At 71.9% G+C, this 14,630-nt stretch carries 17 protein-coding genes; 7 read left to right on the plus strand and 10 right to left on the minus strand.

Translation table 11 applies throughout. From position 1 onward, the window contains the following. Window positions 1-15 precede the first annotated feature (15 nt). A complete protein-coding gene (locus GTY47_RS37245) occupies window positions 16-429 on the minus strand; it encodes a DUF3037 domain-containing protein (RefSeq protein ID WP_010041291.1) in 414 nt (137 codons plus the stop codon). Beyond that, a complete protein-coding gene (locus GTY47_RS37250) occupies window positions 426-1,181 on the minus strand; it encodes a HipA family kinase (protein WP_010041295.1) in 756 nt (251 codons plus the stop codon). The genes GTY47_RS37245 and GTY47_RS37250 overlap by 4 nt, the downstream gene beginning before the upstream one ends. A 418-nt stretch (window positions 1,182-1,599) precedes the next feature. Here GTY47_RS37250 and GTY47_RS37255 point away from each other — a divergent pair, with 418 nt between their 5' ends. Next, on the plus strand, window positions 1,600-2,064 hold the full coding sequence (locus GTY47_RS37255; protein WP_010041297.1) for a Rieske (2Fe-2S) protein: 465 nt from the start codon (window positions 1,600-1,602) through the stop codon (window positions 2,062-2,064). Here the strand turns inward: GTY47_RS37255 and GTY47_RS37260 are convergent. Next, the gene (locus GTY47_RS37260) at window positions 2,051-2,701 is read right to left on the minus strand and encodes a cysteine hydrolase (protein ID WP_010041299.1); all 651 of its coding nucleotides are present in this window, start codon (window positions 2,699-2,701) and stop codon (window positions 2,051-2,053) included. The two genes, GTY47_RS37255 and GTY47_RS37260, sit on opposite strands and share 14 nt — an antisense overlap. A gap of 140 nt (window positions 2,702-2,841) precedes the next feature. Between GTY47_RS37260 and GTY47_RS37265 the strand changes: the two genes are divergently transcribed. After that, the gene (locus GTY47_RS37265; protein WP_010041301.1) at window positions 2,842-3,312 is read left to right on the plus strand and encodes a pyridoxamine 5'-phosphate oxidase family protein; all 471 of its coding nucleotides are present in this window, start codon (window positions 2,842-2,844) and stop codon (window positions 3,310-3,312) included. Between the two features lie 15 nt (window positions 3,313-3,327). Here the strand turns inward: GTY47_RS37265 and GTY47_RS37270 are convergent, their stop codons facing one another. Continuing rightward, window positions 3,328-4,230, minus strand: coding sequence for a LysR family transcriptional regulator (locus GTY47_RS37270; RefSeq protein WP_010041303.1), 903 nt, complete (start codon window positions 4,228-4,230; stop codon window positions 3,328-3,330). Between the two features lie 74 nt (window positions 4,231-4,304). Between GTY47_RS37270 and GTY47_RS37275 the strand changes: the two genes are divergently transcribed. Further along, window positions 4,305-5,291 (plus strand): DMT family transporter, encoded by a 987-nt coding sequence (locus GTY47_RS37275; protein WP_010041305.1) that lies wholly within the window; start codon window positions 4,305-4,307, stop codon window positions 5,289-5,291. Here the strand turns inward: GTY47_RS37275 and GTY47_RS37280 are convergent. Next, entirely contained in the window at window positions 5,282-6,613 is a 1,332-nt protein-coding gene (locus GTY47_RS37280) for an aminotransferase class I/II-fold pyridoxal phosphate-dependent enzyme (RefSeq protein WP_029181268.1), read from the minus strand. The two genes, GTY47_RS37275 and GTY47_RS37280, sit on opposite strands and share 10 nt — an antisense overlap. 34 nt (window positions 6,614-6,647) lie before the next feature. Between GTY47_RS37280 and GTY47_RS37285 the strand changes: the two genes are divergently transcribed. After that, window positions 6,648-7,328, plus strand: coding sequence for a pyridoxamine 5'-phosphate oxidase family protein (locus tag GTY47_RS37285; RefSeq protein ID WP_010041310.1), 681 nt, complete (start codon window positions 6,648-6,650; stop codon window positions 7,326-7,328). A 12-nt stretch (window positions 7,329-7,340) separates the two neighbouring features. On the opposite strand, the gene GTY47_RS37290 is transcribed toward GTY47_RS37285, so the two are convergent. The 3 genes from GTY47_RS37290 to GTY47_RS37300 all read right to left on the minus strand — a co-directional run bounded on the left by GTY47_RS37290 (window position 7,341) and on the right by GTY47_RS37300 (window position 10,244). Further along, entirely contained in the window at window positions 7,341-8,327 is a 987-nt protein-coding gene (locus tag GTY47_RS37290) for an EamA family transporter (RefSeq protein WP_010041311.1), read from the minus strand. A 228-nt stretch (window positions 8,328-8,555) separates the two neighbouring features. After that, window positions 8,556-9,560, minus strand: coding sequence for an EamA family transporter (locus GTY47_RS37295; protein WP_010041312.1), 1,005 nt, complete (start codon window positions 9,558-9,560; stop codon window positions 8,556-8,558). A gap of 84 nt (window positions 9,561-9,644) precedes the next feature. Then, window positions 9,645-10,244 carry a Clp protease N-terminal domain-containing protein gene (locus tag GTY47_RS37300; protein WP_078602855.1) on the minus strand — a complete coding sequence of 200 codons (600 nt, stop codon included), beginning with the start codon at window positions 10,242-10,244 and terminating at the stop codon, window positions 9,645-9,647. 223 nt (window positions 10,245-10,467) lie between these two features. Between GTY47_RS37300 and GTY47_RS37305 the strand changes: the two genes are divergently transcribed. Next, complete coding sequence (locus tag GTY47_RS37305) at window positions 10,468-10,896, plus strand: SRPBCC family protein (RefSeq protein ID WP_010041317.1); 429 nt, start codon at window positions 10,468-10,470, stop codon at window positions 10,894-10,896. A gap of 93 nt (window positions 10,897-10,989) precedes the next feature. Here the strand turns inward: GTY47_RS37305 and GTY47_RS37310 are convergent, their stop codons facing one another. Continuing rightward, on the minus strand, window positions 10,990-11,619 hold the full coding sequence (locus tag GTY47_RS37310; RefSeq protein ID WP_029181269.1) for a PadR family transcriptional regulator: 630 nt from the start codon (window positions 11,617-11,619) through the stop codon (window positions 10,990-10,992). A 288-nt stretch (window positions 11,620-11,907) separates the two neighbouring features. Here GTY47_RS37310 and GTY47_RS37315 point away from each other — a divergent pair, with 288 nt between their 5' ends. Beyond that, window positions 11,908-12,804, plus strand: a complete 897-nt coding sequence (locus GTY47_RS37315) for an aminoglycoside phosphotransferase family protein (protein WP_010041321.1) — start codon at window positions 11,908-11,910, stop codon at window positions 12,802-12,804. 59 nt (window positions 12,805-12,863) lie between these two features. Here the strand turns inward: GTY47_RS37315 and GTY47_RS37320 are convergent, their stop codons facing one another. Continuing rightward, entirely contained in the window at window positions 12,864-13,319 is a 456-nt protein-coding gene (locus GTY47_RS37320; protein ID WP_010041323.1) for a helix-turn-helix domain-containing protein, read from the minus strand. Window positions 13,320-13,406: 87 nt separating this feature from the next. Between GTY47_RS37320 and GTY47_RS37325 the strand changes: the two genes are divergently transcribed. Beyond that, complete coding sequence (locus GTY47_RS37325) at window positions 13,407-14,603, plus strand: MFS transporter (RefSeq protein ID WP_010041325.1); 1,197 nt, start codon at window positions 13,407-13,409, stop codon at window positions 14,601-14,603. The last annotated feature ends 27 nt before the right edge of the window (window positions 14,604-14,630 follow it).

A 14,630-nucleotide genomic window follows, 5' to 3' on the forward strand; every position in this document is an offset into this window, starting at 1 on the left:
GGCCGGGGACACCGGTCACCTCACCAGCAGGTCCAGCAGACGTTCGGTCTCCGCCGCCGGGTCCGTGGTCAGGCCGGTGTGGACGGGGCCGGGCTGGACGATCGTGGAGCGAGGGGCGACCAGCCAGCGGAAGCGGCGGCCGGGGGCGTCGACCGCCGCCTGGCCGGCCGCGGAGCCGCCCGCGCACATGCCCTCCACGGCGCGCAGCGCGGCGTGGACGCCGGCCACGTCGGCCCGGGGGTCGAGGGCCAGCAGGCGCGCCTCGTCGAGGTGGGTGCGGGCGCCGACGTAGGACTCGGCGCGGCAGTAGACGAGCACCCCGGCGTTGATGCACTCGCCGCGCTCGACGCGCGGGACGACGCGCAGGACGGCGTACTCGTAGATCTGGCGGTCGCGCGTCCCGCCCTTGATGATGTGCCGGTCGCTCACGTGATCCCCTGGATGCGGTCGTGGATGACGGCGGCCCGTGCGAGCAGCGGCCGTGCATAGGCCCGCCTCAGCTCGTCCGGCGTACCGAAGCCGGGCTCCCCCGTCAGCCAGGCGTCCGGGATCCGCGCGGTGACGTCGGCCAGCAGTTCCTCGGTGACCCGGGGCGCCAACTCGGCCGCTGCGGCGGCGACATCGGGCCGGAAGGGCGCCAGGGCATGGTCGGAGGCGTCGTAGGGACGGGCCGCGGAGGCCTGCGCGCCGGGCCAGTTGTGGTGCCAGATCATGGTCGCCCCGTGGTCGACGAGCCACAGCTCGCCCCGCCACATCAGCAGATTGGGGTTGCGCCAGGACCGGTCGACGTTGTTGACCAGCGCGTCGAACCAGACGATCCGCCCGGCCTCCCCGGGACTCACCGGGAAGGCGAGCGGGTCGAAGCCGAGCGCGCCGGAGAGGAATTCCATGCCGAGGTTGGTGCCGCCGCTGGACCTGAGCAGGCTCTGCACCTCCTGGTCGGGTTCGCCGAGCCCCAGCTCCGCGTCGAGCTCGACCGTGACCAGGCGTGGCACCCGCAGCCCGAGCCGGCGGGCGAGTTCCCCGCAGACCACCTCGGCGACGAGTGTCTTGCGCCCCTGTCCCGCGCCGGTGAACTTCAGGACGTACGTCCCGAAGTCGTCGCCCTCGACGAGTCCCGGCAGCGAACCGCCCTCACGCAGGGGCGTGATGTAGCGGGTCGCGGTGACCTCGTTCAACATTTTTCGACTGGCATGGGGGTCTTCCTGCTTTCCGAGCAGTCCATCGATGGCAGTGGGCCCGCTGCTTCCGGCCTCGGCAATCAAGTGAGCATAGTAACCGAGGGTGATCACGGGTCAGGGGCGCAGGCGGGCGGTGCCGGCTGCTGACCCGGCCGGTGCGCCGCCGGGGTGTGCCGGGTGCCGCGGGAGCGGCAGTTCATTTTCCTTTCCGTTCGCAATGGGCACGGAAAGAAACCGGACAACGCGGCCGCCCGGCCCCCGGCCTCGCGGTGGCAGTCCGGAACCCGACAGCGAACCGACAGCTCCGCTTTACCCGCGTCGTTCCACGAACCGGTCAGGATTCCGACACTGTCTGAACAGCCGGTCCCCAGCGGCCGTACCTCTCGGCAGATCACGAACCCGCGGAAGGAACGTCAGCATGACCAGCGAATCAGTTCAGCCGAAGTCGGGACCGAGCCGCCGTACCCTCGTGGCGGCGGTGGGCGCGGCAGGGCTCACCGTGGGGCTGACGGCGTGCGGATCGGACGACAAGGCCTCCGACTCGTCGACCGAGCAGGGCGCCGGCGGCGGCTCGTCGCCCGAGGCGGGAGCCGGGGGCGCGGCACTCGCGAAGACCACCGACATCCCCGAGGGCAGCGGCAAGATCTTCAAGGACCAGAAGGTCGTGGTCTCGCAGCCGGCCGCGGGCGACTACAAGGCCTTTTCGACGATCTGCACCCACCGGGACTGCCCGATGGTGGACCTCAAGGACGACATCATCTCCTGCACCTGCCACGGCAGTCAGTTCTCCGTCCTCGACGGCAGCGTGAAGAAGGGTCCCGCGGTCGAGCCGCTGGAGGCGAAGCAGATCAGCGTGAACGGCGACTCCATCACGCTTGCCTGACCCCACCCGGACGCTCCAGAGACGCCAGCACCTCGTCCGTGGTCGCGACCGTGGCGACCAACGCGAGGGTGTGGCGGATCATCGCGGGGGTGTAGTCGAACGGCACTCCCGCGATGGCATCCGCCGGGACGACGGCGGTGTAGCCGCGGTTCACGGCGTCGAACACGGCGTTGGGAACGGCCACGTTGGCCGAGACCCCGGTGACGATCAGCGTGCGGCAGCCGAGGTTGCGCAGCAGCGGGTCGACGTCGGTGCCCTGGAGGGGCGACAGCCCGTGCAGGCGCCGTACGACGAGGTCCTCCTCGGCGACCTCGATCGGGGTTGCGACCCGCACCGCCGGCGTGCCGGACACCTGCTGGACGGGCAGGCGTTCGGCGGCCCGGAACAGGCGGGCGTTGCGGCTGGCCCCGCGACCGTCGGGGCGGCGCTCGGCGATGGCGTGGACGACCTGGACGCCTCCTCGGTGGGCGGCGTCCACCAGCCGCGCGATGTTGGCGAGCACCCCGCCGGCGCGTGCCTGCGCGGCGAGTTCCGGCAGTGCGCTGTCCGCTCCGACGACGCCCTCCTGGCACTCGACGGTGAGCAGCACGGTGGTCCGCGGATCGAGGAGTTCGCTGAGCTCTGTGTACGCGGGCACGGTTCCCCCTGGGCGCCGGCGGCTGGGCGCGCGAGCGTAGCCACCATTGCGCACGGACGGAAGAGAACACATTCTTTTCTGACGTGATGTCAGAGGATCTCCTCTGACGCGACGTGAGAGAAGAAGGAAAGAGGGGGAGCATGACCGTCACTCAGCAGCGCCGCGGCCGGAAGATCATGATGACGCCCGGCGAGCTGGACGATTTCCTCACCACCCAGCGCACCTGCCGGGTCGCCACGGTGTCGGCCGACGGCGCCCCGCATGTGAGCACACTGTGGTTCGCCTGGGACGGCACCTCGATGTGGCTGTACTCGGTCGTGCGCAGCAAACGGTGGACCGACCTGCGGCGCGACCCCCGGGTGGCGATCGTCGTCGACACCGGCGAGGAGTACGACGAACTGCGCGGCGTCGAGCTGTCGGGCACCGCCGAGTTCGTGGGCGAGATCCCGCGCACCGGCGAGCTGCGCGCCGAACTCGACGTCCCCGAGACGTTGTTCGCCCGGAAGAACTTCGGCCTGGAGGAGATGCCGCACGACGGCCGGCACGCCTGGCTGCGTCTGACGCCGCAGAAGATCGTCTCCTGGGACTTCCGCAAGCTGGCGGCGCAGTAGAGAGGCGGCCCCGGCTCAGCCGAGGCTCTCCCCCGCCGCCTGAAGGGCCTTCACCGCGGCCCGGATCGACGGGCGGCGGTCGGCGTCCGCCCGCCAGACCACGTACACATGCCGCCGGACCCGCTGCCTGACGGGGACGGTCACGACCCCGGCGGGCACGGGACGGCGTCCGAGCAGCGGGGCGACGCACACGCCCAGACCCGCGGCGACCAGCGCGAGCTGGGTGTGGGTCTCGGCGGCGCGGTGGCCGACGAGCGGCTCGATGCCCTTCGAGCGGAGCGTGAACATCAGCCACTCGTGGCAGAACTCCCCCTCGCCCCAGGTGATCCACTCGTCGTCGGCGAACTCGGCGAGGTCCACTTCGTCACGCCCGGCGAGCCGGTGGTCCGCGGGCATGGCGACATCGGCCGGGTCGTCCATGATCGGTGCCTTGACCAGGCCGTCCGGCAGCGCCATCGGCTTGTTGTACCAGTCGAGCACCACGGCGAGGTCGAGGTCGCCGCGCACCACCCCGGCGATGCTGCGCTCCGGTTCCAGCTCGCAGGAGCGCAGCCGGAGCGCGGGATGCCGCTCGCGCAGCGCGGACAGCGCGAGCGGGAACAGGCCGCGGGCGGCCGTCGGGAACGCCGAGAGTCTCAGCTCGCCGGCGACCTGTCCGCGCTGCGCCTCCAGGTCGGACTGGGCGAGTTCGACCTGGGACAGGATGCGCGCGGCGTGCTCGGCGAGCAGCCGCCCCGCGTCGGTGAGGCGCACGCCCCGGCCGTTCTTGGCCAGGAGCTGCTGGCCGACCTCCCGCTCCAGCTTGGACATCTGCTGGGAGACGGCGGAGGTCGTGATGTGCAGGCCCTCGGCCGCGCCGCTGACCGAGCCGTGCCGGGCGAGGGCGTCGAGAGTGCGCAGGCGCTCCAAGTTCAACATGTAAGCAATACTACGCAATTACGGGTACGAAATTTCGATTGTGCTACGAGGTTCCTGCCCCGCATCGTGGTCCCATGAGCACCGTCACCACCCCCGGCCGGGTCACCACCCCCTCGGGCGACCACCCCCGTCGCCGCCTCGACTGGCGTCTGCGCTTCGCCGCCCTGTCCCTGATCTGGGGCTTCAGCTTCCTCCTCATCAAGGTGGGCACCGAGGGGTACGCACCGTTCCAGGTCACGCTCGGCCGACTGGTGTTCGGCACGGCGGTGCTGGCCGCCGCGATGGCGGTGCGTCGCGAGCGACTGCCGCGCGGGGCGCGCACCTGGGGGCATCTGGCGGTCGCCGCGTTCCTGCTCAACGCCCTGCCGTTCTCGCTGTTCGCGTACGCCGAGCTGACCATCCCGTCCACGCTGGCGGGCATCTGCAACGCGACCTCGCCGCTGTGGGGCATGGCACTGTCGCTGGTCGCCCTGTCGGAGGACCGCCCGACCCGGGTGCGGGTCGCCGGGCTCGGCCTCGGCTTCCTCGGGGTGCTCACGGTGCTGGGCGCCTGGCAGGGCTTCCACGGCCTGGACGCCGGCGGCACGGCGCTGGCCCTGCTGGCCTCGCTCAGCTACCCGATCGGCTGGATCTACGTCCGCCGCACCCTAGCCGGTACCAGCCACTCACACCTGTCGATGACCGGCGCGCAGTTGCTGCTCGCGACGGTACAACTGGCCGTCGTCACACCGCTGTTCACGACCCTGCCGACCAGCCTGTCCGCCGGGCCGCTGCTGGCGATCGCCGCCCTGGGCGCACTGGGCACGGGCCTCGCCGTCCTCCTCCAGTACGGCCTGGTCGCCGAGGTCGGGCCGACGACCGCCCAGATGGTCACGTACTTCATCCCGGTCATCGCCACGGCCGCGGGCGTCGCCCTCCTCGACGAGTCGCTCACCTGGTCGACACCGGTCGGGGCGGTCATCGTCCTGATCGGTGCGGCACTCACACAGGTACGGCCGAAGCCTCGGGCACAGCGGCTCCGGGCCGACACCTGCGACCCAGCCGGGAAGCCTCAGACGTAACTCCGTGCCGGAGCCGGTTCGAGAGCCGAGGCGATCGCGGCGGCGAGCGCCTCGGTCTCGTCCTCGGTGAGCGTCGAGACGGTGACCCGGATGCCCGGCGGTGCGCTCAGCCGGAAGCGGGCGCCGGGGGCGACGGCCCAGCCGGCGTGCAGCAGCCGCGCCACGGCACCGGTCTCGTCCGGCACGGGCACCCACACGTTCAGACCGCTGCGTCCGTGCGCCACGACACCGCGCCGGCCGAGCGCGCCGATCAGCACGTCCCGGCGCCTGCCGTACGCCGCCGCCACCGCGCGCGTGTCCACCGCCCCGTCGGCCCACAGCCGCACCAACGCCCGCTGCATCAGCCGACTCACCCAGCCGGGCCCGAGCCGCTGCCGGCCGCGGACCCGGTCGACGGTGACGGCGTCCCCGGTGAGCAGGGCGAGGCGCAGATCGGGTCCGTAGGCCTTGGCGACCGAGCGCACGAACGCCCAGTGCCGGGTGGCGCCCCCCAGGGGGTGCAGGGGCACGTCGACGATGCCGTGCCCGTGGTCGTCCTCGATGAGGAGGGTCTCCGGGTGCTCCTGGAGCACGGACCGCAGGGCACGCGCACGCGTGGCGCTGACCGCCGCGCCGGTCGGGTTCTGCGCCCGGTCGGTGACGATCAGGGCGCGCGCCCCGGCCTCCAGCGCCCGCCGTACGTCGTCGGCACGGGGCCCCTCGTCGTCGACCCCTACGGGGACGGTCCTGAGCCCCAGCGCCGGCACGAGGTCGAGGGTGCGGCCCCAGCCGGGATCCTCCACGGCGACGGTGTCGCCGGGCTTGAGGTGGGCCGCGAGCACCCGCTCGACCCCGTCGAGCGCCCCGGAGACCACGGTGAGCGGCCCCTCCGGTACCCCGTCGGCGTCGAGAGCGGCGCGGGCGATCCGGGCCAGCTCCGGCTCCAGCGGGTCGGCCCCGTACAGGACCGGCGCGCGGTCGCCCTCGGCGGCTGCCGCCGCGAACGCCCCGGCGAGCGGCGGCAGCAGCGCCGGGTCCGGATTGCCGTTCGCCACGTCGCGCACGCCGTCGGGGACGTCCACCCTGATGTGGTCCCGCCCGGTCGTGGCCGGCGCGGGCCGCACCCGGCTGCCGCGCCGGCCCGCGGTCTCGATGACCCCGCGCTCGCGCAGGGTCCGGTACGCGGCCGCGACCGTGTTGGGATTCACCCCCAACTGCTCCGCCAACTCCCGCATGGGCGGCAGCAATTGACCCGGCGGCAGCTCACCGCTGCCCACCGCCCGCTCGATGCTCGCGGAAATGTCCGCTGCGCGACGCCCACTGATCCGATATTCTCCTAGCACAAAGCTAATTATGCACTAGTACAATGGAGAGCGCATGGGGACCACGCAGACGCCGTCGCAGTCCGCCGCCTACACCCCGACCGACCGCACCGTCCCCACTCGCTCGGCGGACCGGGCCTCGTACGACAAGGACCTGGTGCACTCGCTGCTCGACGAGGCGTACGTCTGCCACCTGGGCTTCGTCCGCGACGGCGCGCCGGTGGTACTGCCGACGCTGTACGCCCGGGTCGGCGAGCGGCTCTATGTGCACGGCTCGACGGGCTCGCGCCCGCTGCGGGAGGCCGGCCAGGCCGACCCGGGTCTCCCGGTCTGCCTGACCGTCACGCACGTCGACGGGCTGGTCCTGGCCCGCTCGGCCTTCCACCACTCGATCAACTACCGCTCCGTGGTGGTGCACGGCGTCGCCCACGACGTGACGGACCCCGAGGAGAAGCGGCAGGCCCTCGACGCCCTGGTCGACCACGTCGTACCGGGCCGCTCCGCCGACTCGCGGCCGGCCAACAGGAAGGAGCTGGCCGCCACCGCGGTGCTCCGCCTGGACCTGGACGAGGTCTCCGCCAAGGTCCGCACCGGCGGAGCGAACGACGAACCCGAGGACCTCGCCCTCCCCCACTGGGCCGGCGTCGTCCCGCTGCGCAAGGGCTACGACGCCCCGGTCCCCAACCCCGACCTGGCCCCCGGCACCGAACTGCCCGACTACTTGCGGGCACGGTGAGGTCGAAGCCCTTCAGGGGCGCGGGGCCGCGCTGGTGTGCGGCCCCGCCGCGATGGGGGTCCCTGGTTCCTCGGGCGCCCTCGCACCCCGCGCCTCCCCCACCGCGAGCCCCGTGACCGAGCCCAGCATCAGCAACGTGCCGGCCAGCGTCGCCACCGTGAGGCGCTCGCCGAGCAGGACGACGGCGAGCACCGCCGCGCTCACCGGCTCCAGCAGCATGATCACCGAGACGGTGGCCGACCGTACGACGGCCGCACCCGCGAAGTAGAGGCCGTAGGCGAGGGCCGTGGGGACGGCGGCGACGTACGCCAGCAGCACCAGGACCCGGCCGGGTTCCGCGGTGTGCGGCAGCAGCCCCTCTGCCACGGCGAACGGCAACAGGCACAGGCTCGTGACGGCGAAGACCCCGACGGTCGTCCCGGAGGCGTCGGCCTCACCGTCCCGGCCCCACCGGCGGGTGAGCAGCGTCATCAGGCTGTACCCGGCCGCCGACACCAGCGCGAGCAGCACGCCCCACGGGCGCACGGCCGTGCCCCCGCCGCCGAGGACGAGGACCGCGAGTCCGGCGAGAGCGCCCGCGACGGCCGCCGTCCCGCCCCGGCCGAGGCGCTCGGCGAGCGTCAGCCGGGCGCCGAGCGCGATGAGCACGGGCCCGGCGCCGAGGGTGACGACCGTGGCCACGGCGAGACCGGTGGCGGAGACTGCCGCGAAGTAGGCCGTCTGGAACACCGCGAGCCCGAGCCCGGTGACCCCGGCCCGCAGCGCCCGGCGGCCGATCGGCCCGCGTACGGCGTCCTGGGCGCGCGGCCGGACGAGGCGGACGGCGAGCAGCAGCACGAGACCGGCGGCGCAGCGCCAGAAGGAGAGGGCGACGGGCCCCATGTCACTGGCCCGGTAGACCAGTGAGGCGGCCGCGCCCGCGGTGCCCCAGGCGACACCGGCGACGATCAGATAGAGGAGGCCTCGCCCGACGGGCAGGCCGGATGCAGTGTTCGACACGTGTTCTCTCCGCAGACGCGCACGGCGCACCGCACGGCATCGGCGGCGGCTGGTGCGCGGAAGTTCGGGAAGGGCCCCGGATCACGTCGGATCAGCGGGGTCCGCGGACTTCGTCTGCGGGCAGCACCGTTCGGCCCGGCGGTGACACGCCGGGCGCGGTTTCCGGAGGGCCCGCCTCAGGCGGCCGGAGGCGGGAGAACGAGTGCGCTCGAAGGCATGATCGGCACCCTATGCGGCCGTTCCGGGCCGGGACAACTTCCTTTCCGGGCCGCCGCTCGCCACCGGCCTTTCGGAGCCCTTCGCAGGCGTCGAGGACTGCGCGATGAACGCGCCCGCCAGCACGATCACGCCACCGGCGAGCTGCGGTGCCGACAGGTGCTCGCCCAGCAGGATCCAGGCCAGGACGGTGGCGATGACCGCTTCGAGACAGGCCACGACACCGGCGACCTGCGGGGAGAGCCGGCGCACGGCGAGCACGCCCGTGACGTACGCGACGACCGTGGCGACGAGGACGATCCAGGCGAGCAGGGCGACCGCGGCGACGGGCGTGCCGTCCATGCGCGCGGTGCCCGTGAGCACGGCCCAGTCCATGCTCCAGGGCCGGGTGACGGCGGTCAGTACGGCCGCACCGACGAGCAGGCCGTAGGCGATGACGCCGAGCGGGTCGGGCGCCTCGTCCCCGGCGTCGCTGCCCTGGTCGGAGAGGACGAAGTAGCCGACCTGGCAGCAGGCCGCGCCGAGTGCGAGCAGCAGCCCCAGGGCGTCGAAGCGGAGCCCCGACCACACCTCGACGACACAGGCGAGCCCCCCGACCGCGAGGACGACACCGACCGCTGCGGCACGCGTCACGGGCCGCCGCTGCACGAACCGCACCCAGCCCAGCACGAGGGCGGGCGCCAGGTACTCGATGAGCAACGCCACCCCGACGGGGATACGGGAGAGCGAGGCGAAGTAACAGGCCTGGACACCGGCGACGGCCAGCAGCCCGAACCCCGCGAGCAGTCCGGGGCGGCGGCGCGGCAGCGCACGGTGGCGCACGGCGAGCGGCAGCATCACCAGGGCCGCCCCGGTCACGCGCAGCCACACCACGTGCAGCGGGTCCAGGCCCGCCTCGATCAGCGGCTTGGCCGCGACACCGGATCCGCCGAAGGCGACCGCGGACAGGAGCGCGAGGCCGAGCCCGACCCCCTTGCCGTGCCTGCTGGGGCTGCTGTCAGACGTACGCACCGGCACATGATGACAGGCCCTGACAGGAGCGTCACCCCCTATGGCACCTGTCTCACTGCCTGGACGCGAGAGGCTGCTCCGCACAGGCGGTCAGCAAGGACCTTCGCCCCCTCGGACGCACTCCTGAGACCTGTCGGCACCCTCCTCGGACCAGGCGACGCGTTCCTGAGGCCGCGCGGACCAGCCGTCGATCCGGGCGAGCACCTCGTGCGGGTCGATCCCGGCGCGTCGGAGCACCTCGACGGCGCGCGCCTGTGAGTCGACGACGATCGCCGCGAGCAGGTCGACGCCGCGGGCCGGACCGCCGTGCCGCGCGGCCCGTTCGCAGGCGTACTCCATCGAGGCCGCGGCGAGCGGCGAGTAACCCGCGGTCCCCGTCACGACGGGTACGGCGCCGGAGTCCTCGACGCCGCTCTGCCAGCGCAGGCCGTAGCCGATGCTGCGCTGGACGAGGTAGCCGAGCAGCCGCGCGATCTGCGGCCCGTCGCCGCAGACGGCACGCGCCTCGGAGTCGGACTCCAGCAGCGAGTGGAGCAGATGGGCGGTGTCGATCTGCCGGTCCGCGTCCCTGACCGCTCTCCGGCGGGCACCGGTGATCACCGATGCCAGCTCGTCACTGAACCTGGCATCACTCTCCGCGCGGTGGATGCCGTGCTCTAGGGCCGACTGGCGGGGGATACGGGGTTGCACATCCCCTACCCCATCAGTCCCGAGGGCCCGGGTCATCCCCGGAGGGAAGCATTTCGGCGTCCCACAGGAAGTGGACATCGCCGGCCGGAATCTCCTCCTTACGGAGGACATCAGGCTGTTTCACCCGGCAGTCAGAACAGGCCTGACAGTTCGTCAGTATTGAACATTACGACCGTCGCGGCTACGTTCCGCGACATCCAGCCCGACGTGAAGAGGTGGTCGCATGGCCGAAGTCAGCGCGGAGGCCCGCATCGGGGCACCGCCCGAGAAGGTGTGGGCCGGACTCACGGACTGGTCCGCGTACGGCGAGTGGAACGCGACCCACACGAGCTTCCCGGCGGGCGGCCCCGAACCCCTCGAAGTGGGTTCGACGTTCCGGGAGAACATGCGGCTCATGAACTTCCCGGCCGAGGTGGAGTGGACCGTCGAGGCACTGGAAGCGGCCCGGGTGCTCGCCATCCGCGGCAAGGGCCCGATGGGCGTGACCGTCGCGACGCGCTACACCCTCACGCCCGACGGCGACGCGACGGCGGTCCGCATCGACGGCGAGTTCACGGGCGCGACGGTGTCGCTGATGGCGGGCAAGCTCAAGGACTCGGCGACGGCCGCCCTGAACGAGTCGCTGCGCAAGCTGGACGGGTTGGTGACCTGACACGCCAGGCAGTCCGGCGCAGGCCGAGGCGCCCCGCGGATCACTCCACGGGGCGCCTCATGAGTCCACGTCAGTGCTCGTCGTCAGCCCTCGTCAGTCCTCGTCGGCGAGGATCAGATACAGCTTCTTGCGGGCCTCGTTGATGACGCCGAGCGCCTTCTCCCGCTGCTCCTTGCTGCCGGTCTTCCAGACCTGGCCGAAGGCCTCCATGAGACCGAAGCCGGCCTGGCGGATCTCCCCGAGGGCCTCCCAGTCGACCCCGCGGGAGGCCTCCTCCCAGGGCGCCTCGGGCCCCTCTTCGGCCGCGGCCCGGCCCGCCTCGGTGAGCGAGAACAGCTTCTTGCCGCCCTCGGACTCACTGGTGATCAGGCCCTCGTCCTCCAGCAGCTGAAGGGTGGGGTACACCGAGCCGGGACTGGGCTTCCACGCCCCGCCGCTGCGCTCGGCGATCTCCTGGATCATCTCGTAGCCGTGCATCGGCCGGTCCTTCAGCAGGGCCAGGATCGAGGCCCGTACGTCACCGCGCCGCGCCCTTCCCCTCGGTCCCCCGCGTCCTCGCCCGCCCCAGGGCCCGGGACCGAAACCCGGGCCACCGGGTCCGCCCCAGCCGGGACCACCCGGCCCGAAGGGCCCGAAGGCCGCACGCAGCCCCTCGAAACCGCCCCGGCCACCGTGACGGGGTCCACCGTGGCCATGCCCGTGCTCGAATCCGTGAGTATGCATCGCAAACACTCTCCATTCCATCGTTGATCTGTCGCGATGCCTCAACGATATATCGGTAGTGTCCGCATGGCAAGCCCCGGACCACGGGTCGTCGATGCGCGTGCGGTCGGCCAAGCAGATGCAGGCCTCCGCCGCGGTTGGGACCTGGGGCGACCAGAACGGTTGAGGCACCTGGGTGGCCGAAAAAAACTCAGTCGATCTGGACCCTGGCCCATGAATACTGGCTGTCGTCTCAGTGATCCGGTCTGCTTCCGGCGCTTCGAATGGGACTAGCGGAGGGGCTGCGAGATGACCATGCACGATGACCAGGTGGACGTGACCACCGACATCGTTGCGGCCTTGATCCAAGAGCAGTTCCCTCAGTGGAGCGGCAAGGCGATCCAACCCCTGTCGTCGACCGGGACGGTCCACGCCATCTTCCGCATCGGAAACGACCTTTCTGCGCGCTTCCCACTGCGCCTGGCCGATGCTGCCGATGTGCTGACGGTGCTGGAACGGGAAGCCCGGGCGAGCGCGGAGTTGGCACAGGTGTCTCGGTTCCCCGCCCCGGAACCCGTCGCCTTGGGAAAGCCCGGAGCCGGTTACCCCATGCCGTGGTCGGTCCAGACATGGCTGCCGGGAACGGTCGCCTTTGATGCCGACCCGAGTGGGTCGGACGCTTTCGCCGAGGACCTTGCGGCCTTCATCGCAGCCCTGCGGGACGCCGGGACGCGGGGGCGGCTTTTCAGCGGTGAGAATCGTGGCGGCGTCCTCGCCCACCACGACGATTGGATGGCGGAGTGCTTCGAGGAGAGTGAGGGGCTGCTCGACGTGCCCCGGCTGCGCCGGGTGTGGAGTCAGTTTCGGGAGTTGCCACGCACGGGTGCCGACGTGATGAGCCATGGTGACTTGATTCCCGGCAATGTACTGGTCGCGGGAGACCGGCTCTGCGGCGTACTCGACACCGGCGGCTTCGGCCCGGCCGACCCCGCGCTGGATCTGGTCAGTGCCTGGCACCTGTTGCAGTCAGGCCCGCGAGAAGTGCTCCGGCGGACACTGGTCTGTGACGATCTGGAGTGGGAGCGCGGCAAGGCATGGGCGTTCGAACAGGCGATGGGCCTTGTCTGGTACTACGCCGAGAGCAATCCGACGATGAGCAGAATGGGGCGCCGGACACTCGACCGCATCCTGGAGTCGATGGAGTGATGTCGCCCCGACCGTAGGCCGTCATAGAGAAGATCGCCTGCCGCCCGGGGACACCTCCGTCAGACCTTCTGCACGCGGGTGGTCTCGGCGCCGAGGAGCGTGCCGTCGGCGCCGGTCGGCACGATCTCCGGCACGGGGGTGCCGTACCGGTCGACGAGGGTGGAGTGAGTCTCGCCGGGGGCGAAGGCGTGGCGTTCTCCCCACTGGCGCAGGGTGACGATGACCGGGAAGAGGTCGCGGCCGGCATCGGTGAGTACGTACTCCTGGCGGCGCCCCGATGGTGCGGCGCGCTGCACGAGGACCCCGTGAGCGGTGAGCTTGCGCAGTCGGTCCGTGAGGATGTTGCGGGCGATGCCGGTCCGGCGCTGGAACTCGGTGAACGATCGCGCCCCGTCCATCGCGTCACGGACGACGAGAAGGCTCCACCTGTCGCCGACGAGGTCGAGTGTGCGGGCGACGGGGCAGCCGGGGTCGGTCCAGTCGGGGTTCGAGGCGCGCGTGGCGGTACGCGGCATGGCACCTCCCAATGAGTTGCGGATTGAAACTATTCTGCCGTACGGTCAGGTCAGTTGCAATCTGCTACTGATTGGGGTCGGGGAGCTATGGACGCGTGGCGGCGGTTGCTGCTCGCGGTGGTGTGTGGTGTCGCCGTGGCGAGCATCTACGCCGCCCAGCCGGTTCTGGCGCCGATGGGACGCGACCTCGGTGTGCCGACGGAACTCACCGGGTGGATCGTCGCGGCCGGCCAGTTCGGCTATCTGGCAGGCCTGGTGCTCCTGGTGCCGCTGGGCGATGTGGTCGACAGGCGTCGGCTCATCGCCGTGCACCTGGCGATCACGGCCGTGGGCATGATCCTTACGGCCTCGGCGTCAGCAGCCTGGGTGGCGTTCGCGGGACTCACTGCGGCTGGGGTGTTCGCGGTCGTGGTGCAGACCACCGTGGCCTACGCCGCGTCGGTGTCGCTGCCCGCCGAGCGCGGACGGAACATCGGTGTCGTGACCTCGGGCGTCGTCGTCGGCATCCTCGGTGCGCGGGTCGTCACCGGCACTCTCGCCGAGCTGTGGGGCTGGCGGAGCGTCTATGCCGTACTCGCGGTGCTGTCACTCGGGCTCGCAGCCCTCGTCCTCGCGGCGCTGCCGACGGACGAGCGCCTCACGCCACCTGCGGGGTACCGGCAGGTCGTCGCCTCGCTCGGCGGGCTGTTCCGGCAGCGTGCCTTCCTCACGCGCGGGGTCATCGCGTTCTTCTTGTTCGCGTCGTTCGGGACCCTGTGGAGCGGACTCTCCCTGCCGCTGGCGGACCCGCCGTGGCAGCTGAGCGAGAGCCAGATCGGGCTGTTCGGCATCGCCGGGCTCGCCGGCGCGCTCGGCGCGGCACGCGCGGGACGGTGGGCGGATGCCGGGCGGGCGGCCCCGGTCACCGGTCTCGCGCTCGCCCTGCTCATCCTCTCCTGGGCAGCGGTCGCGCAACTGCCGTGGTCACTGTGGTTCCTCATCGCCGGGATCGTGGTTCTCGACTTCGCCGTCCAGGCCGTGCACGTGAGCAACCAGCACCTGCTCACCACCGCGTATCCGGACCGCGTCAGCAGCGTCATCGGCGGCTACATGGTCTTCTACTCACTCGGCTCCGCCCTCGGCGCGGCCGCGACGACCGCCGTGTTCACCACCTACGGCTGGGCGGGCTCCAGCCTCCTCGGGGCGGGATTCGCGGCCTGCGCACTGGCCGTCCGGGCGACCGACAGGCGACCGCTCCGCGTCGCCCTCGGTGAGCGCCTGGCGAGAGAGGAGGCTCGTGAGTGAATCGGGCCAGGACTCGCCGATTGGCCT

It is taken from the genome of Streptomyces sp. SID5464 (assembly GCF_009862985.1).
GTDB classification, from domain to species: domain Bacteria; phylum Actinomycetota; class Actinomycetes; order Streptomycetales; family Streptomycetaceae; genus Streptomyces; species Streptomyces chartreusis_D.